The 18589-nt window shown below is 37.6% G+C and carries 16 protein-coding genes and 2 tRNA genes; 12 read left to right on the top strand and 6 right to left on the bottom strand.

All coding sequences use genetic code 11. The annotated features are described in order from the left end of the window. Positions 1–2: 2 nt before the first annotated feature. Positions 3–1304 (top strand): C2 family cysteine protease, encoded by a 1302-nt coding sequence (locus tag ASG31_RS03650; RefSeq protein WP_056027962.1) that lies wholly within the window; start codon positions 3–5, stop codon positions 1302–1304. Between the two features lie 236 nt (positions 1305–1540). On the opposite strand, the gene ASG31_RS03645 is transcribed toward ASG31_RS03650, so the two are convergent. From ASG31_RS03645 to ASG31_RS03625, 5 genes are read right to left on the bottom strand one after another with little or no spacing between them, the layout of a single operon-like run. Next, positions 1541–2080, bottom strand: a complete 540-nt coding sequence (locus ASG31_RS03645; protein WP_056027960.1) for a GNAT family N-acetyltransferase — start codon at positions 2078–2080, stop codon at positions 1541–1543. Beyond that, positions 2043–2708: a hypothetical protein gene (locus tag ASG31_RS03640; RefSeq protein WP_056027958.1), complete on the bottom strand. Its 666-nt coding sequence runs from the start codon at positions 2706–2708 to the stop codon at positions 2043–2045. The genes ASG31_RS03645 and ASG31_RS03640 overlap by 38 nt, the downstream gene beginning before the upstream one ends. Positions 2709–2741: 33 nt before the next feature. Next, a complete protein-coding gene (locus ASG31_RS03635) occupies positions 2742–3824 on the bottom strand; it encodes a mannose-1-phosphate guanylyltransferase (protein WP_056027956.1) in 1083 nt (360 codons plus the stop codon). A 6-nt stretch (positions 3825–3830) separates the two neighbouring features. Further along, positions 3831–4421, bottom strand: a complete 591-nt coding sequence (locus tag ASG31_RS03630) for a SprT-like domain-containing protein (RefSeq protein WP_056027954.1) — start codon at positions 4419–4421, stop codon at positions 3831–3833. 1 nt (position 4422) lies between these two features. After that, positions 4423–5757 carry a TolC family protein gene (locus ASG31_RS03625; RefSeq protein WP_056027952.1) on the bottom strand — a complete coding sequence of 445 codons (1335 nt, stop codon included), beginning with the start codon at positions 5755–5757 and terminating at the stop codon, positions 4423–4425. A gap of 141 nt (positions 5758–5898) precedes the next feature. Here ASG31_RS03625 and ASG31_RS03620 point away from each other — a divergent pair, with 141 nt between their 5' ends. The 8 genes from ASG31_RS03620 to ASG31_RS03585 all read left to right on the top strand — a co-directional run bounded on the left by ASG31_RS03620 (position 5899) and on the right by ASG31_RS03585 (position 13745). Beyond that, positions 5899–7143, top strand: coding sequence for a bifunctional folylpolyglutamate synthase/dihydrofolate synthase (locus tag ASG31_RS03620; protein WP_056027950.1), 1245 nt, complete (start codon positions 5899–5901; stop codon positions 7141–7143). A gap of 39 nt (positions 7144–7182) precedes the next feature. Further along, positions 7183–7257, top strand: a tRNA-Val gene (locus ASG31_RS03615). A gap of 33 nt (positions 7258–7290) precedes the next feature. Continuing rightward, a tRNA-Val gene (locus ASG31_RS03610) sits at positions 7291–7365 on the top strand. Between the two features lie 73 nt (positions 7366–7438). Beyond that, a complete protein-coding gene (locus ASG31_RS03605) occupies positions 7439–9553 on the top strand; it encodes a prolyl oligopeptidase family serine peptidase (RefSeq protein ID WP_056027948.1) in 2115 nt (704 codons plus the stop codon). A 23-nt stretch (positions 9554–9576) separates the two neighbouring features. Then, the gene (locus ASG31_RS03600) at positions 9577–10227 is read left to right on the top strand and encodes a hypothetical protein (RefSeq protein WP_056027946.1); all 651 of its coding nucleotides are present in this window, start codon (positions 9577–9579) and stop codon (positions 10225–10227) included. 272 nt (positions 10228–10499) lie between these two features. Continuing rightward, positions 10500–12617: a methylmalonyl-CoA mutase gene (scpA, locus tag ASG31_RS03595; protein ID WP_056027944.1), complete on the top strand. Its 2118-nt coding sequence runs from the start codon at positions 10500–10502 to the stop codon at positions 12615–12617. A gap of 12 nt (positions 12618–12629) precedes the next feature. Then, positions 12630–13163, top strand: coding sequence for a hypothetical protein (locus tag ASG31_RS03590; protein WP_056027942.1), 534 nt, complete (start codon positions 12630–12632; stop codon positions 13161–13163). A 78-nt stretch (positions 13164–13241) separates the two neighbouring features. Next, positions 13242–13745 carry a hypothetical protein gene (locus ASG31_RS03585; RefSeq protein WP_056027940.1) on the top strand — a complete coding sequence of 168 codons (504 nt, stop codon included), beginning with the start codon at positions 13242–13244 and terminating at the stop codon, positions 13743–13745. 58 nt (positions 13746–13803) lie between these two features. On the opposite strand, the gene ASG31_RS03580 is transcribed toward ASG31_RS03585, so the two are convergent. After that, positions 13804–16002 (bottom strand): S46 family peptidase, encoded by a 2199-nt coding sequence (locus ASG31_RS03580; RefSeq protein ID WP_056027938.1) that lies wholly within the window; start codon positions 16000–16002, stop codon positions 13804–13806. A gap of 83 nt (positions 16003–16085) precedes the next feature. On the opposite strand from ASG31_RS03580, the gene ASG31_RS03575 reads away from it, so the two are divergent. The 3 genes from ASG31_RS03575 to ASG31_RS03565 all read left to right on the top strand — a co-directional run bounded on the left by ASG31_RS03575 (position 16086) and on the right by ASG31_RS03565 (position 18580). Beyond that, a complete protein-coding gene (locus tag ASG31_RS03575) occupies positions 16086–16517 on the top strand; it encodes an META domain-containing protein (RefSeq protein WP_056027936.1) in 432 nt (143 codons plus the stop codon). Between the two features lie 206 nt (positions 16518–16723). After that, positions 16724–17941, top strand: coding sequence for a GTPase HflX (gene hflX, locus ASG31_RS03570; RefSeq protein WP_056027934.1), 1218 nt, complete (start codon positions 16724–16726; stop codon positions 17939–17941). A gap of 12 nt (positions 17942–17953) precedes the next feature. Continuing rightward, entirely contained in the window at positions 17954–18580 is a 627-nt protein-coding gene (locus ASG31_RS03565; RefSeq protein WP_056027932.1) for a DUF4919 domain-containing protein, read from the top strand. Positions 18581–18589: the final 9 nt, after the last annotated feature.

The raw sequence follows: 18589 nt of genomic DNA, 5'->3' as shown, positions 1-18589 counted from the left end.
TTATGGATCAAGCACCAAAAGAAATGTTTGTAGGAGTTATTAACCCTTATGCATTAACAGAAGCAATTACAGGCAGAAAGTTTGACTGGACAGACTCAAAATCGTTTCAGATTCTGGAGCAGGCATTGGAAACCAGCTATTCTGAACTTTTTGACATTAAGTTTAATTCTCCGCTGTACGCAGGTCTGCAACTAGCTAAAGACAACACTGTGAAAACGATGAGAGCGGAAGATATCAAAGTAAGATCATCCGACAAGCTGCAAACGATTAATTTTTCAACGATTAAAAATCTCAGAGACCTGTCTAAAGCGGGAATTAAAGACATTGACAACGTGGAGGTGAAAACCGCAAGACTGGATAAAGGCGATGTAAAGGTCGTTCTGAATGTACCAAAACTGAACAACACCATCACCAATACTACGATTTCGCCAGTTATTAAAGACTTCGTTTTCGGAACACTCAATGCAAATGCAGGCTGGACGCCCGCAAACTGCCTTTGGAGTGACAGAGGAAATTTCTTCAATGATGTCACAGAATTTAATGATCCTGTCCAGGGAGCTGTAGGAAACTGTTACTTTATTTCTGCGATTGCTGCTTTAGCATGGGCAACTCCTTATGCCATCGAACACAAAGTAAGAGCTACAGGAACAGGAGAAACGCAGCGCGTCAATGCGATTCAGTTTTACACAAAAGGTGGCGGAAAAGATGCACCGAGCAAATTAATTGAAGTAACAGACAGCACCATTATCACTACTTCAAACAATCCTGTGTATTGCAGAAGTAATGACACTGGCGAAATCTGGCCTGCCGTTTACGAAAAAGCATTCGCAAAATGGATCAACCAAACTGCAGATGATAAACCGGATATCACAAAAACAGCTTACGGAGATCCCGTAAAAGCCATCGCTCAGCTCAACAACAAAACTCCGCTGTACTATTATACCAATAGCAGAACAGCAGATCAGCTGTATGGTATTGTGAGAGAAAATTCGATGAGCATGAAAACCATCAACCCAATGGTGGCATGGACTTACGGATCTGGAGACTATTCAGGTTCAAATATTGTTGCCAATCATGCTTACACCATTTTAGGCTGGGCATTTGTAAACAATAAAAGCTATATTATCCTTAGAAATCCATGGGGAGTGACAGAACCGAACGGTCTGAATTCTTATCAGGGGCTTATCAGTTTCTTTGACAGCAGCTTCTGGAGACCTATCAACATGATTGGAAATGACGGAGTTTTTGCACTGGAAATCAACGCCTTCAAATACTATTTTGCAGGGATGGGTGTTGCAAAGTAATGACTTAAACCCAACTTAACTTTTATATTAAAACTTCCATAAATTTATTTTTATGGGAGTTTTTTAAAAAATTTAACTTATTGAAGAACTTTTAGTTGCAAGAATTTTATTTAAACGCAAAGAGAAACAAAAATTTTTAAATCCTGATTGTTTTTCACCTATAAAAAGCCGTAAACTTAGCAATGAAATACAAAATTATTCACTTAAAATAGAGTATGATAAATCAGATTTAAATTTTAATCAGTCTCAAAATACATCAATTCTTCAGTTTCATTAGGAAGTATAACGAAGTTTTTGAATTTTAGATCCAGCTTTTCAATTAATTTTTGGGAAGAAAAATTGTGTTTTGTAGTAATCGCAGAGATCTTTTTTAAACCAAAACGGCGCATCACCTCATCCTTTATTTTTTGCGCAGCTTCGAACATATAACCTTTACCTTCAAATTCTTCCAGTACAGAAAAGCCAATATCTGAAACATCCAGACCTTCCCTTTCAAAGATTCCCACGGCACCGATTTTTAGATTTCCATCCTTTAAAATAACTGTATAATTTCCGTAGCCCAAACGGTCGATTTGCGGAAAAAATCTGTTTTCGATATAATTTTCAGCCGCCTCAAGATTAGTGATGTGCCTGTTTCCAATGAACTTTATAAAATTTGGCGTATTATAAAGATCAAAAATAAGCTCAGCATCGTCCAGAGAAATCAGCCGAATGATGAGTCTTTCGGTTTCAAAAAAATTATCTTCGGGTTTTGACTGGTTGCTTCTTGGGATCATCTTTTGGTTCAGGCTTTTTTTCTATTTTTAAAAGTCGGGGATTGTTTTTGCATTTTTTGAGATAAAGCTCAATGTATGAACCGTTTTCTTTCTCATTTTCGATTTTCCCGGTTGATTTTGAAACCGTGACTGTAAAATGTTTTTTCTGATAAGGACATTCCTGCGAAACTACTTTCCCCAGATCCAGATAATAATTTTTCGAATCCTGATAGTAATTGGCCGCAACATCTACAAATTCTTCATCAACGATATAACCTTCCAAAACAGCCAAGAGTGCAGCTTCTTCAGCATTATCAATATTTCCGATGAATGGTTTTAAATCCTTAAGCTCCGTGATGTAAGTGATTTTTCCGCCTTTGGAATAAACGATATAAAAGAACGTGTCTTCACTCGGTGTCAGATCAAATCCTGAAAACTGAGGCAGATACTCTTTTTTATTTCCGGAAACTCTCACTTCCTGATTTTTGCCGTAGCTGTTGTGCACCAATACCCAAAAATCATATTTATCATTCGGAATTATCTGAGCCAAAACATTCTGCACACTGGTAAACTTCTTCTTCTCCTGCGAAAAAACTACAGCTGAGATAAGCATCACCATCAAAAATCCGGTATTCTTTAAAATTTTCATAAATCAAAATGCGGCAGAAATAGTGCCGACTTTTTACATGAATTTATCCCCTTTTTTAAGGTTTTTGAGATCCAAAACATAATCTTTAATGAGATGATCGTGGTCTCTGGGGCAGATCAGAAGAACCTTATCTGTATCTACAACGATAAAATCATCCAAACCGTCTATGATCACTGCTTTATTTACGTTTTTTAAATGTATAATGTTTCCGGAAGAGTTGTAGGAAAGAGAATGTTTATGAGGATTGGCATTGTTTTCTTCATCTTTTTCACTGTTTTCAAAAACAGATTTCCATGTTCCGAGATCGCTCCAGCCCAAATCTGCGGGAATAACGTACACATTTTCAGCTTTCTCCAAAATCCCGTTATCAATAGAAATTTTCTGGATTTTAGGATAAATGGTTTCAATACAGCTCATTTCACTTTCAGAATTGTACTCACAGGAAGTAAACTGCTGCGTCATATCCGGCAGAAACTCTTCAAATGCTTTTTGGATGGTCTTTACATTCCAGATAAAAATTCCTGCGTTCCAGAGAAAATCTCCGCTTTCCAGGAAAGTACTGGCCAGCTCCGGAATTGGTTTTTCTGTGAAGGTCTTTACTTTATATAAATCTGACGGTTTATTATCTACGAACTGAATGTAACGGTAACCGGTTTCCGGGCACGCGGGAATGATACCCAAGGTGATCAGATAATCATTTTTTGAAGCTAAATCCAAAGCCAGTTTCGCCTTTTCTATGAAAATCTCTTCCTTTAAAATTAAATGGTCTGCCGGTAAAACAATAAGTGTAGCATCTGGGTTTAACTCTCCTATTTTATTGGCCATGTAGAGGTTACACGCCGAGGTGTTTTTTACGAGAGGCTCGCTTACAACGTTTTCCTCCGGAATTTCAGGGAGCTGCTGATGTGAAATAGCAAGGTACTCTTTATTGGTAATTACAAAAATATTTTCTCTGGGAATCAGTTTGCTGATGCGGTCATACGTCTGCTGAATCATGGTACGGCCAGTTCCTAAAATATCCTGAAACTGTTTGGGAAATTTTTGCGTGCTCAGCGGCCAGAAGCGGCTGCCGATGCCTCCTGCCATAATAACGCAGTATTGATTTGATGTTGACATGTTTTTCTAAATACAGTTTTGAACCCTCGCCAAAGGCCTGAAAGCATATTTTCTGCCTGTTTCGAGGTTCACACAAAGATAGTTTTTTTTGATCAGACCTTCTAAAACATACCTTTGGTTTTGGTAAACAAAAACCTCACCTTTTTTTAAGGTTTCCACAAAAACACCGCCATCTTGACTTTTTTCGAAACGGAAATACTTCACCAGTTCCGGACTTGCCATAAAATTAGCCTTAGGAGATCTTGAAAAGCGGATGATGATAGGCTGTAAATCTTCACTGTAAACATCAAGGCTTTCCAGCAGCATTGCTCTGAAAGTATGCTTCCATTCATTTCCGTGGGGTGCGATTCTTCTACCGTATTTTTCAAATGCCAGCAAGTGGGCAAGCTCGTGAGTAAATACAAAGAAAAATAACTCGGGCTGAAGTGTAGAGTTGATGGTGATTTCGTGTGAGCCGTCACGCATTTTGCGGTAATCTCCAAGCTTGGATTTTCGGTCTCTGGTAATTTTAATATGAATGGAATGACCTGTAAACCATTTCTTTAAATGGCCAACACAGTTATCCGGCAAAAATTTTTCGAGAGGCTGAATAGACATCCTACAAATTTAACGGAATTCCTGCATAGAAATTCAATAATTTTAAACTGAAAAGATAGTTGTACTTAGCCTGAGCTACAGAACCCTGTGCGTTGGCGTAATTATTTCTTGCAATATTCACATCAAAAATGGTAGACCGTCCCGCAGAATAACTTTTTTCTGCGAAGTCTAAAGAAAGTTTTGTGTTTTTCTCTGCTTCTGTAGCCGCAAGATAAATTTCGTAATTGGAGTCTGCGTCAAACTGAGCCTGCTGCACACTCTGTCTTATGGCAAATTTCTGTTGTTCGTAGTTGTTTTTGGCAATGCTTTCGTTGATCTTGGCCTGCTCGACCTGAAGTTTTGTAATTCCTTTGTTGAAAATCGGAACATTTAGAGACAATCCCGCCTGTTGCCCGAAGTTGTCACTGTACTGATTAAAAAAGGTGGGATTAACATTTGAAATACCCAACTGGTCGTTTTTCGATAAAAGATTAGTATAAAAACTTCCTACACCCACATTTGCCGTAAGAGTAGGGTAGAAAGCTGTTCGGGTAACTACAGTTTGTGCTGCTGCAGCTTTAATTCTGCTTTCAGCGGCCTTCACCTGTGGTTGATTTTCGTAAGCTGTAGACAAAACCTCATCAACATTTACCATTTGAGGCGTCAGTTGTTCAGAAACTTCTACATCTTCCACATCAAAATCTTTGTATTCTTTAAGCTGAAGAAGTTGAGCTAACGCAAAAAGGCTTCTTCCCACATTAACTTCTGCTGTTTTCAGATTTTGCTTCTCTCTCGCCAATGCAGCTGCGGCCTCAGCCAAAACAGTCTGGGCAGTGGTTCCTACATCAGTAGTCGCTTTTGAACGGTCGTATTGTTTTAGGGCATTAGAAACGGCGCTTTGAGAAATTTTTACAATTTCTTTATTCAGAAGTGTATTCAGATATTGCTGGGCAATCTGAAGCGAAATATCATTTTTAATCGTTTGAATATCGTACTTACTCGCCTCTACATCAAACTCAGTTTTTCTGATTGTTTTTTCTAATCTTCCATTATTGTAAACCAAAATATCGGCACCGATATTGGCATTGTTACGAAAAACATCATTTCTGATACTTCCTGTACCCAAGGGAGTACGGCCAAAACTCACCGTATTTCCCATGTTTCCAGATACTGAAGGGAGATAATTATTTTTGGCAATTTTCAGGTTGGCATCCTGAATCTGTTTATTATATTCATTCTGAATTACCTGCAGATTATTTTTCACGGCATAATCTACACATTCCCGCAGCGACCATTTTTTCTGAGCGTTAAGGCTCAAGACAGAAAGTCCCGCAAAAAGAATCAGAAATTTTTTCATAGTGAGTTGTTTATAATTTTAAAAGTCATCCTGAATTATCAGAATCAGCTTTTTTCACATTAGACGAAGTGATGACAAAAAAGTTACAGCAGATTCAAAATTTATATTTTATTTTACCAAAACTTTCAGGAATTTTGTGGCATGACAAATCAGCAATATCAGGAAGCGGTAGAATGGCTTTTCGTACAGGCTCCAAATTATCAGATCGATGGCGAGAAGGCCTACAAACCGGGATTGGATAACATTACCAGATTGTGTGCTTTTTTTGGAAATCCGCAGGAGAAAATTCAGTGCATCCACATTGGCGGCACCAATGGTAAAGGGTCTTCAAGTAATATGCTTGCGTCGGTTTTGCAGGAAGCAGGTTTTAAAACCGGGCTTTATAATTCTCCACATTTAATAGATTTTACCGAAAGGATTAAAATTAACGGTATAAACTGCGATAAAGAATTTGTCTACAATTTTATTTTAAAACTACAAACTCTTCCTGAGGATATTTTACCTTCTTTTTTTGAATTCACCACCATCATGGCATTCGAATATTTTGCTCAGAAAAATGTGGATTTTGCTATTATCGAAGTTGGCTTGGGTGGGAGATTGGATTCCACAAATATTATTAAACCTTTAGTTTCGGCAATTACCAACGTCCAGCTTGATCACCAGAATATTTTGGGAAATACAATTGAAGAGATTGCATTCGAGAAAGCAGGAATTATTAAATCCGAGATACCCATTATTTTCGGAGATGAAAACGAGGCGGTAAAAAATATTATTAAATCTAAAGCTGAAAAGGAAAATGCACCTTTCATTGATGCAACATTGTTCGAAACAGATTTAAGATCCGATTTAAAAGGAAACTATCAGGAAAAGAATATAAAAGTTGTTTTGGCCTTAACTGATGAGCTCAAAAAACAGAATTTCAATATTACAGATGAAAATATTAAAAACGGACTTTTAAATGTACATCAGAACACCCGTTTTATCGGCCGTTGGTTTGAATTTTCTCAAAATCCGCTTACAATTTGTGATACAGGACACAATCAGGCAGGATTGGAATATGTTTTTTCACAGTTAAATTCAATTTCAAAACGGAAACATATTGTTTTAGGTTTTGTGAATGACAAGAAAATTGATGACGTGATGTCTATTCTTCCCGAAAATTCTGAGTTTTATTTTGCAAAACCGAGTATCGAAAGGGGAAGACATCCTTTAGATTATGAAGGTTTATTAAAAAATTCAAAAATATTTTATAAAATTTTCGATTCGGTGCAGGAAGCGTATCTTTCTGCAAAACAGAAATGTACAAATGAAGAAATGATATTTATTGGTGGAAGTAACTTTGTAGTGGGAGAATTTTTAGAAAAAAACTTGACTGATATAAAATAAGTGTGTATATTTGCACCACTCAAAACGAGAAATCGTCTAGGGCTCTTAGCTCAGTTGGTTCAGAGCATCTGGTTTACACCCAGAGGGTCGGGGGTTCGAATCCCTCAGGGCCCACAAAGGTTTACTGAAACCTTTCAAAAAAATTCAGGGCTCTTAGCTCAGTTGGTTCAGAGCATCTGGTTTACACCCAGAGGGTCGGGGGTTCGAATCCCTCAGGGCCCACAAAAGTCTTCTAATTTATTAGGAGACTTTTTTTATTCCTACACTTTCCTTATTTTTGAGAAAATCCTTCATCATGAATTTTAAACCGATTTTGCTAACCGCTGGAGTATTATTTTCAGCTACTATTTATTCTCAGAAAATGAATTATCCCAAAGCTATTAAAGGAAATCAAACCGACACATACTTTGGAACTGCAGTTGCAGATCCGTACAGAGACTTAGAAAATGATTCTGAACCTACCAAAAAATGGGTGGATGAGGAAGTTGCCTACAGCCAGAATTATTTATCTAAAATTCCTTTCAGACAAGATATTGTTAAGCAACTGACAGACATCTGGAACTACGAAAAAATCGGTGCACCTTTCAAAGAAGGAGATTTCACCTACTACTATAAAAATAACGGACTTCAGGCACAATCTGTTTTGTACAGAACAGACAAAAAAACAAAAGAAACGGAAGTGTTCTTAGATCCAAATAAATTTTCGGAAAAAGGAACAACTTCGCTAGCCAACCTGTCTTTTAACAAAAAAGGAAATCTGGCGGCCTACTCTATCTCGGAAGGCGGAAGTGACTGGAATAAAATAATCATCATTGACGCAATAACCAAAAAACAAATCGATGAAACGATTGTTGATGTCAAGTTCAGCGGTGTTGCATGGAAGGGCGATGAAGGTTTTTACTACTCAAGCTATGACAAGCCAAAAGAAGGAACAGTACTTTCCGGAATGACCGACAAACACAAGGTGTATTATCACAAATTAGGCACAAAACAATCTGCTGATCAGTTAATTTTCGGGGGAGAAAAAACACCTAGGAGATATTTGGGTGCTTACCTGTCTGAAGACGAAAGGTATTTGATTATCTCCGCAGCAAATGCGACCAACGGAAATGAAGTCTATATTAAAGATTTAAAGAAAGGCGGTGATTTTGTCCAGATCAACAGCGGTTTTGACATTAACGCAAGTATTGTAGATACAGACGGCGATAATCTCTACATTTTTACCGATAAAGATGCGCCAAACATGCGTCTTGTAAAAACAACCATTCAAAATCCTGCTCCTGCAACATGGAAAGATGTGATTCCTCAGACAGAAAATGTTCTGGGAATTTCAACCGGCGGCGGATATTTCTTTGCAACCTATATGGTGGATGCGATTGATAAAGTAAAACAATTCGACAAAACAGGAAAACTAATCAGAGAAATTGCTTTGCCTGGAAAAGGTAATGTCGGCGGTTTTGGCGGAAAAAAAGAAGAGAAAGAAATGTATTATTCTTTCAGCAATTACATCACACCTGGTACCACATATAAATTCAATGCAGACAGCGGAAAATCTGAAGTCTATCAGAAGCCAAAAGTGAAATTTGATCCTGAAAATTATGTTTCCGAGCAGGTATTTTATACATCAAAAGACGGCACCCAAATTCCGATGATGATCAACTATAAAAAAGGAACAAAGCTGGATGGCAAAAACCCCACAATTCTGTATTCTTACGGAGGTTTCAACATCAGTTTACAGCCTTCTTTTTCTGTGGTCAACGCAATCTGGATGGAAAACGGCGGAATTTACGCTGTTCCAAACATCCGCGGTGGTGGCGAGTATGGCAAAAAATGGCACGATGCAGGAACAAAGATGGATAAGAAAAATGTATTCGAAGATTTCATCGCTGCCGGAGAATATCTTCAAAGCAAAGGCTATACTTCAAAAGAATACATGGCACTTTCCGGAAGATCAAACGGAGGATTGTTGGTAGGGGCAACCATGACGATGCATCCTGATCTGGCTAAAGTAGCCTTCCCGGGAGTAGGCGTTTTGGATATGCTGAGATACAACAAATTCACCGCCGGTGCAGGATGGTCTTACGATTACGGAACCGCCGAAGACAACAAAGAGATGTTTAATTATTTGAAATCTTATTCTCCGGTTCATAACGTAAAAGCAGGAACATGTTACCCTTCAACGATGATTATTACAAGTGATCATGATGACAGAGTGGTTCCGGCGCACTCATTTAAATTCGGTGCAGAATTGCAGGATAAACAGAAGTGCAATAACCCTATTCTAATAAGAATCGAAAAAAATGCAGGTCATGGCGCGGGAAGAGCAACCGATCAGGTGATTAGTGAAAATGCAGATTTGATTTCTTTTGCTTTGTATGAGATGGGGATTAAACAATTGAAAACGCAATAACAAGCACAGAAAACAAAAACATTATGATAAAGAAAACTTTTTACTTGACATTCACGTTAGCCTTCATATCTATCTTTGCTCAGAAAAAAATTTCGAAAGATGAAAATGGTAAACATATAACAGAAGCTGAGTTTCAATCAAGATGGAGAGATGATAATTTGAATTTTTTCCGTTGGGATTATATGGAAAAGGGAAAAAGAATCTGTACATTAAAAGATGGGCAGGTTTCGAACCCTGAACTAAATTATGAGTCAACCTTAAAAGTTTTAGAAAGCAAACTCGATATTGTTTTTACCAGGAATGCTATTGTGGTTTTGAATTTTTGGTATTACAATGATATTTGTAGTTCGATACGAGATGATAATTGGCCTTCTTCGGAACTGCGGGAGGTTAAAGAACATAATGAAGAATATTTGATGAACATCCGCAAAGCACTTAGGAAAAACAAGCAAGATCTGTACGTATTTTATATTTTCGAAAAAGGCAGTAAAGTCAAAAAGAAAAAATCTGATTATTTTAAATCTTTCATAGAAGATTCTGATGATTTTTTTAGAGAAAAATATTTTAAGGAACAGGCAATGTGTGGCTCTAATCTAATCATCACACCTTCTGGAAATTTACTTTATAACGGTGAAGCTATTCTTGGAGGTCTTTTAGAAAGAGTTATTAATTAAAGATTTAATTAGTTTATTTCTTACTTATCTTAATTTTCAGATAAACAAAGAGCGATTTTGTAGTGATATGAAATCGCCTTTTTATAAAATCTAAAACAACATCATACCTGCGCGAAAATCAAAGATTTTAAAAAACTAATGTGTTCTATTCTGCTTTATTATTTTAAAAATTTTCTGTGACTGATGTGTTTAAAATTATTCTTTCGAACTGAAAATCAGCACCAAAACATTAATCCAAAAATGCTTACTTTTAAAATCTTAAATCAGAACTCATGAGAAGGGAAATTCAAAATAAAAATCCCCAATTTACCATATCAGAAAAACTTCTGGAAGTTTATCAATTCGAGAAAGACGGACTTGAATTGAAGTCAAAATACACTTCAGAAGATATTAAAGACAAAACCATCAGCGACTCTTCTCCCGGTATTGCGCCCTTTTTGCGAGGTCCTTACTCCACAATGTACGTTCAGAAACCATGGACTGTCCGTCAGTACGCCGGATTTTCAACAGCCGAAGAATCCAATGCATTTTACAGAAGAAATTTAGCAGCCGGACAGAAAGGACTTTCAGTAGCTTTTGATTTGGCGACACACAGAGGTTACGATTCAGACCACGCAAGAGTCGTTGGCGATGTTGGGAAAGCCGGGGTTGCGATTGATTCTGTTGAGGATATGAAGATTTTATTTAATGAAATTCCTTTGGATGAAATCTCAGTTTCGATGACGATGAATGGTGCAGTTTTGCCGATTTTGTCTTTTTATATTGTTGCTGCTGAAGAACAGGGAGTTTCGCAGGATAAGCTTTCAGGAACCATTCAGAATGATATTTTGAAGGAATTCATGGTAAGAAATACGTATATTTATCCGCCTACGCCTTCCATGAAAATCATTGCTGATATTTTTGAATATACCTCTAAAAATATTCCGAAATTTAATTCAATTTCCATCTCAGGTTATCACATGCAGGAAGCTGGTGCCACCCCGGTTTTGGAAATGGCTTACACTTTAGCCGACGGTTTGGAATACGTGAGAACCGGAATAAAAGCCGGAATGAATGTCGACGATTTTGCCCCAAGATTATCCTTTTTCTGGGCAATCGGAATGAATCACTTCATGGAAATTGCTAAAATGCGTGCCGCAAGATACATTTGGGCAACTTTATTGAAGCAATTCAATCCTCAAAATCCAAAATCTTTAGCATTAAGAACCCATTCTCAGACTTCAGGCTGGTCTTTGACAGAGCAGGAACCCTTTAACAATATCACAAGAACTGCCATCGAAGCTTTGTCTTCAGCTTTAGGCGGAACGCAGTCGTTACACACAAACGCTTTGGATGAAGCCATTGCACTTCCGACAGATTATTCAGCGAAAATTGCGAGAAATACTCAGATTATTCTTCAGCAGGAAAGCGGAATCTGCGATGTTGTAGACCCACTGGGCGGAAGTAATCTGGTGGAAGCCATGACTCAACAAATGATTGAAGAAGCTATGAAATTCATCGATGAGGTAGAAAAAGAAGGTGGAATGACGAAAGCCATCGAAGCGGGAATTCCAAAAATGAGAATTGAGGAAGCTTCAGCGATAAAGCAGTCTAAAATCGATAGTGGTGAAGAATTTATCATCGGTGTCAACTCTTTTAAATCAAATTTAAAACAGATGCAACTGGAGATTTTAGATATCGATAATTCTGAAGTTCGCCGGAAGCAAATTGAAAGACTGGAATCTATAAAATTAAATAGAAACGCAGAAGCTGTTGAGCAAATTTTAAATGAAATCCGTGAATCCGCAAAGACCGGAAACGGAAATCTTTTGGCATTATGCATTGAAGCTGCCCGCAGAAGAGTGACTTTGGGCGAAATGAGCGACGCGATGGAAGAAAGTTTCGGACGTTACAAAGCCAACATCAGAACCATACAGGGAGTTTACGCTATGAATGCAGGTAAAAACGAATACTTTGGAAAAGCCCTTGAGCTGACCCAGAAATTTGAAGAAGAGGAAGGCCGCCGCCCGAGAATTATGGTGGCAAAAATGGGTCAGGATGGTCATGACCGTGGTGCAAAAGTAGTTGCAACTGCCTTTGCCGACATGGGATTTGACGTGGACGTTGCTCCGTTATTCCAGACTCCGGAAGAAGTGGCGAAGCAGGCTGTGGAAAATGACATTCACATTTTGGGCGTTTCTTCGCTGGCTGCTGGTCACAAAACTTTGGTTCCGCAGGTTGTGGAAGAGCTGAAAAAACTGGGAGCAGAAGATATAACGATTGTTGTTGGTGGTGTAATTCCGCAACAGGATTATGAATATCTGTATGCCAATGGCGCTGATTTTATTTTTGGCCCGGGAACGAATTTACCGAAATGTGCGGTGGATATTCTGAAAAGGTTTTTAGATTGATTTTTGACCGTTATGGAATATATGCCTGAAAGTTTTCTTGGAAAATCTTTTGAAGAACTACAAGATGTTTTAGTATTGAAAGATTATGATTATTCTTTTGTTAAAAATAATATTTCAGATCCATATTTTTGTTTTGACGCCTATCTGCCTGAAGGAAGACTGAGTGTTTTAGGCGTTAAAATAGAACATTCAATTGCATCTTTTATGGCAAATAAATGTTCTAATATCATTGCATTAATCTCAACTGAGCAGGCAATAAAGATTTCATCGCTGTTAAACGATTTTTCTCCAGATAACTTCAGATTTGTATCAAAAGAGGATTTAATTGAATTGGATAATAGTATTTCTTCAAAATCTATCAAAGGAAAATTTGTAGAATTTGAAATCAGGCATAGAACATTTGATAGCACTAAGAAATTTGATATCAATCATTTTGAAAATTATAATTTGATTTCTGCTTTTTTAAATGATTACAGAGTGATAATTGAGTCCAAAGCAAACCAATATTTACTTACAATATTTCCATTGAGAAGCCTTTCCGAATAAATTTTTAATGTTACCTTACTTTTAGTAATTCATTTGCACACCATTTGCATTTAAAGTCATAACCAAAAACAAAATATTATGGCTTATACAGTAATTTCAGTATTTCCGCCGGCTACAGATACCGAGGAAGTAAAATCACAATTGAGAGGCGAAGGATTTTCAGAAGACAACATTATTGTTTCAAAATCTAAAATTGATGATGATTCTGGAAATGATTTTGAAGATGATGAAAACACGAAACATTTTTGGGATCACATGTTTGCCAGCGACACTGAGATGCTGGATGCCTACAGCAGAAAAAGCAGAGGAAACACCACGATTGTTCTGTACACCAACAGTTATGATGAAGCACAAAGAGCGAAATCTATTCTCGACGGAAAAGGTGCCATCGAAATCATTAAGCAGAGAGAAGGTGAAACAGTGAGGAAAAATGTGGCCAGTGATATTCCCGAAGATGTGGAAAGAGGAATTATTGCCAAAGCGAAACACAATCTTTATTTTTTAGGCTCAGACAGAGTGTATCACTCCAACGTCATTAAGGGAATGGATGACCCCATGGACGACGCAGGCGCTAAAGATTAGGAATAAAAAAACCGGTAAGATGTTATTCATACCGGTTTTTTTGTGCTCTGAAGTCAGATTATTTTTTCTTCTTCACAGGAGCCTTAGTCGGAACTTTAGACTTTCCTGTATCTGCAGGAGTATTTTCGTCTTTTACTAATTTAAGCTCGTCAACGATTCTTCTTGCACCGGCATATTTGTCGATTGTCCAAAGAACAAAACGAACATCTACACTGATAGTCTTTTGTGATTCTTTTTCAAATACGATGTCACCGCTTAACGCTTCGCTGTTTCCGTCGAATGCGATTCCGATAAGGTTTCCGTCACCGTCGATTACCGGAGAACCGGAGTTTCCACCTGTAATATCATTGTTTGAAAGGAAGTTTACAGGAAGGTAACCTGCTTTATCAGCATACATTCCGTAATCTTTCGCTCCCTGAAGAGCCAAAACTCTTTGTGGAAGATCAAATTCTTCGTCTTTCGGCTTGTACTTGCCTACTAAACCTTCCATTGTAGTGTAATAGTTATCAGTAACACCGAAGTAGTTTCTGTCGTCTCTCACAGGCAGTGTATCGATTTGTCCGTAAGTAAGTCTCATTGTAGAGTTGGCATCCGGATAGAACTTTTTCTCAGGCATAGCTTTCATTAATCCAGCTAAAAAAAGTCTGTTATTCTTTGCGAAATTATCATCAATTTTCACAAATCTTTCAGCTGAAGCTTTTTGATCTGCCATAATTCCTTTAGCAATTTTCAGTAAAGGATCTGCATCCAATTTCACACGATCCGGATTCAAAAGGAAGTTGGTAGCTGAAGTTTTATTGGCAAAAATCGAAGAAAATGCAATGTTTGAAAGATTTTTAGCATCAAGAGCCATTAAAGTAGGTGATGCAACATCTGCTTTCACTTTCGTCTGGTAAAGATTCACCATAGAATTCATCATTTCACCTTCAAGCTGAATGTTCATATTTTCATAAGTCTGCTTAATGGCATCTTCCACCTTAGGTTTCATCGCTAATCTTCCAGCCATATCCTGTGCAGCATAACTGTTTAACAAGCTTGAAAGCTGAAGCGCTACAGAGAAATATTTTGAATTTCTGGTAAGAAGTGAAGCATAATTTCTCTCAACATTTCTGTCTGAAGTCTGCTTGTAATAGGTTTTAATTTCGTCTAAAACACTTTCGTTGGCAATATTTGCAGGTTGTACAGCCCATGTTGTGAATGTACTTTCTACCGCCTGCTTATCTGTAATGGTTCCGTTTTTAATTACGGCATCAATTGTTCCCTGTCTGTTTTTCCAGTAATTGGCTACTGAAGCGTATTGTGAAGCATAAGCCAGCTGTGTGGTTTTATCTTTATCCATATACTTCTTCATCACATCCATTGCCAGTTTCGAAGCTTCTACCCAAGCCGGATAGTCTTTGTTCACCATCTGATCGATACCGTAAGAAGTAAGGTAACGGTTTGTTCTTCCCGGATATCCTAAGATCATTGAGAAATCACCAGGCTTAATTCCTTTTAAAGAAACAGGAAGCGAGTGCTTAGGCTTCAAGGGAACGTTACTTGGAGAATATTCAGCAGGATTTCCCGCAGCATCAGCATACACTCTGAAAACGGTAAAATCTGCAGTGTGTCTTGGCCATTCCCAGTTGTCTGTATCTCCCCCGAATTTACCTAATGATGAAGGCGGAGCACCCACCAGTCTGATATCTTTATAATCCTGATAAACAAAATAATAAAACTCATTTCCGTTGAAGAAATCTCTTACTACAACTGTGTATTTTCCGTTTTCTGAATTTTCTGTCTGAATGGCTTTTGATTCTGCATCAATTACTGCTTTTCTCTCAGCAGCAGACATATTGTTGTTTAATTTTGAATTGATTCTCTGTGTAGCATCATCCATTCTCACCAAAAATCTTACGTAAAGATCTTTTGCATTAAACTCATCTTTGTCTTTCATTGCCCAGAAACCGTCTTTCAAATAATCTTTGGCAGGCGTTGAAGCAGCAGCTACAGCACCATAACCGCAATGGTGATTGGTAAAAATAAGACCTCTGTCTGAAACGATTTCTCCTGTACAGAATCCTCCGAAGCTTACGATAGCATCTTTAAGGCTTGAATTGTTTACAGAATAAATCTCTTCCGGCGTAAGATGCAAACCTTCTTTCTGCATGTCTACACCATTAAGTCTCTTCACAAGCATCAGAAGCCACATCCCCTCATCAGCTCTCATCTGAGCGAAACTCAGTAAAAAAGTGAATAGTAAAAATATTCTTTTCATTTTTTAAATAATTTAATCTGGCTAATTTACTAATTTTTACGGTATTCTGATGGCAAATGGTATAAAAATGGGTTATCTTTCCGATGATAAAAATAAAATCTCTCTGGCTGACTGCACTCTCTTTGCTGTTTCCTGTTTCCTGCACATCAAGAGTTAACCAAAATCAAAATTTGGAGCGTGAATGGATGATGGTTTCTTTTGAAAATTTTTCCAAAACAGAAATGATGAATTCTTCTGCTAAAATCATTTTTAAAAAGGAAAGTGATACAAAATTGAGAGCCAGCGCTAAAATGGGCTGCAATTCTCTTTTCTTCGCTACAGAAATCAGAAATTCCGGCAAAATGAAAGTTTCAGATATTGGAAGCACAGAAATGATGTGTAAAAACATGAAAATGGAAGAGGCTTTTTTGAAAGCTTTGCCCAAAATTAGATCCTTCAAAGTAGAAGGTCATTATTTATCTTTATCAGACAGTGATGGCAAAACCATGAAGTTTATCGCTGCCGACTGGGATTAAACTTTCAGAAACCGGGGTACTTAGAAAGACTTTCTGAATAAACTCAATTCAACTGTTTAATTATCAATATGTTCATCAATATTTAGATATAATAAACTGATGTCTCTAAAATCAGCAACAGACTTTTCAGCTGTAATTGAAAAGTCTTTTTTGCAATTACGGATAAAAAATATTATCTTGTAAACTTATAGAATATACCGAAATCAATGCTAGAAAAGAAACAACATAATTACGAAAAGGCCGTTTTGGTGGGCGTGGTCACCCAAAACCAGGATGCAGATAAGTTGCAGGAATATATGGACGAGCTGGAGTTTCTGGCTCATACTGCCGGAGCTACTATAGACCGGCGCTTTACTCAGAATTTAACGCAGCCAGATTCCAAAACCTTTGTAGGAAGCGGAAAAGCTCATGAAATAAAAGAATACGTAAAAGAAAACGGAATCGGAACCATCATTTTTGATGATGAGCTGTCCCCTTCCCAACTGAAAAATCTTGAAAAAGAAATTGAAGTAAAAATCCTCGACAGAACCAATTTGATTCTTGATATTTTTGCACAAAGAGCGCAGACTTCGTATGCAAGAACTCAGGTAGAGCTGGCTCAATATCAATATCTGCTACCCCGATTGAGCAAAATGTGGTCTCACCTTGACAAACAGAAAGGGGGAATCGGGATGCGTGGTCCCGGTGAGACGGAAATTGAAACCGACAGAAGGATTATCCGCGACAGAATCAGTTTGCTGAAAGATAAACTTAAAATTATCGACAAACAGATGGCAACGCAGCGTAACAACCGCGGAAAGGTAGTTCGCGCCGCTTTGGTGGGATACACCAACGTAGGAAAATCTACTTTGATGAATGCTATTTCCAAATCTGAAGTTTTCGCTGAAAATAAGCTCTTCGCAACGCTGGATACCACGGTAAGAAAAGTGGTGATCGGGAATTTACCTTTCCTTTTGACCGATACTGTAGGATTCATCAGAAAACTGCCTACTCAGCTGGTAGAATCTTTTAAATCTACTCTTGATGAAGTGCGTGAGGCAGATCTGTTAATTCATGTAGTAGATATCTCACATGAAAGTTTTGAAGATCACATCGAATCTGTAAACCAGATTTTAATGGAAATTAATGCCCATCAGAAACCGATGATTATGGTTTTCAATAAAATTGATGATTTCAGTTACGAAAAGAAAGATGATGACGATCTTACTCCTTCCTCAAATAAAAATATTTCACTTGAAGAATGGAAGAAAACCTGGATGGCAAGATCTAAGTATCCAACAGTTTTTATTTCGGCTTTAACCAAAGAGAATTTTCCGGACATGAAGAGACTGATCTACGATGAAGTAATGAAAATTCACATTTCAAGATTTCCGTACAATGATTTTCTTTTTGAATATTTTGATAACGAGGAAGAAAACAATTAAACATTTACTCTGATGAAAAAACATCTCATCCTTTTTCTGATGCTTGTTTTTGGGATGTTTTCTGCCCAGAAGTCTATAATTGATCTTAAAAAGATTGAGAAAAATCTTGAAAATAAAAAATCAGAATTCAATTATGATAAATTGATTTTCAAGTACAAAGGTCTTCCTAAATCGTTAGACAGTCTTGAGGCACAGCATCTTTATTATGGCAGAAATTTTATGCAGACGGTTTCCACCACAAGTGAAGAATTTAAAAAACTGGCGGAGGCCTTCCAGCAAAAAGATCTGGAAAAATGCCTTACACTGGGAAAAGAACTGTACGGTAAAGACCCTACAAATCTTGATGTGCTTCTCATTCTCCTCCGTGGATACGAAATTAAGCGGGATATTTCCACTTTTTCTCATCACATGAATCAGCTCAGAAGTTTGACCGACGCTATGAAAAGCTCAGGCGACGGCAAATCTGAAAAAACAGCCTATGTTGTAAATTCTGTGGGAGACGAGTATATTCTTCTGAACATGCTCAATATCGGGCAGGATTACAGCAGAGGTTCTCAGGCTGCAAACGGTGCCATGTATGATATCTGGCAAAAGGGCGACCAAAAACTCTATATAAAAGTTCTCTACACAGGCTTTTAAACCTAAAAA

This window comes from Chryseobacterium sp. Leaf404, from assembly GCF_001424145.1.
Lineage (GTDB): Bacteria > Bacteroidota > Bacteroidia > Flavobacteriales > Weeksellaceae > Chryseobacterium.
The sequence above is the reverse complement of the archived record's forward strand: the minus strand, read 5'-3'. Positions and strand labels throughout refer to the sequence as shown.

Bases quoted from the DNA above. Each gene is read 5' to 3' on its own strand.
- ASG31_RS03575 (WP_056027936.1), top strand. From the start codon at position 16,086: ATGATAAAAATAAAATCTCTCTGGCTGACTGCACTCTCTTTGCTGTTT.
- ASG31_RS03600 (WP_056027946.1), top strand. From the start codon at position 9,577: ATGATAAAGAAAACTTTTTACTTGACATTCACGTTAGCCTTCATATCT.
- ASG31_RS03625 (WP_056027952.1), bottom strand. From the start codon at position 5,757: ATGAAAAAATTTCTGATTCTTTTTGCGGGACTTTCTGTCTTGAGCCTT.
- ASG31_RS03645 (WP_056027960.1), bottom strand. From the start codon at position 2,080: ATGATCCCAAGAAGCAACCAGTCAAAACCCGAAGATAATTTTTTTGAA.
- ASG31_RS03580 (WP_056027938.1), bottom strand. From the start codon at position 16,002: ATGAAAAGAATATTTTTACTATTCACTTTTTTACTGAGTTTCGCTCAG.
- ASG31_RS03630 (WP_056027954.1), bottom strand. From the start codon at position 4,421: ATGTCTATTCAGCCTCTCGAAAAATTTTTGCCGGATAACTGTGTTGGC.
- ASG31_RS03635 (WP_056027956.1), bottom strand. From the start codon at position 3,824: ATGTCAACATCAAATCAATACTGCGTTATTATGGCAGGAGGCATCGGC.
- hflX (WP_056027934.1), top strand. From the start codon at position 16,724: ATGCTAGAAAAGAAACAACATAATTACGAAAAGGCCGTTTTGGTGGGC.
- ASG31_RS03620 (WP_056027950.1), top strand. From the start codon at position 5,899: ATGACAAATCAGCAATATCAGGAAGCGGTAGAATGGCTTTTCGTACAG.
- ASG31_RS03640 (WP_056027958.1), bottom strand. From the start codon at position 2,708: ATGAAAATTTTAAAGAATACCGGATTTTTGATGGTGATGCTTATCTCA.
- ASG31_RS03585 (WP_056027940.1), top strand. From the start codon at position 13,242: ATGGCTTATACAGTAATTTCAGTATTTCCGCCGGCTACAGATACCGAG.
- ASG31_RS03565 (WP_056027932.1), top strand. From the start codon at position 17,954: ATGAAAAAACATCTCATCCTTTTTCTGATGCTTGTTTTTGGGATGTTT.
- ASG31_RS03650 (WP_056027962.1), top strand. From the start codon at position 3: ATGGATCAAGCACCAAAAGAAATGTTTGTAGGAGTTATTAACCCTTAT.
- scpA (WP_056027944.1), top strand. From the start codon at position 10,500: ATGAGAAGGGAAATTCAAAATAAAAATCCCCAATTTACCATATCAGAA.
- ASG31_RS03590 (WP_056027942.1), top strand. From the start codon at position 12,630: ATGGAATATATGCCTGAAAGTTTTCTTGGAAAATCTTTTGAAGAACTA.
- ASG31_RS03605 (WP_056027948.1), top strand. From the start codon at position 7,439: ATGAATTTTAAACCGATTTTGCTAACCGCTGGAGTATTATTTTCAGCT.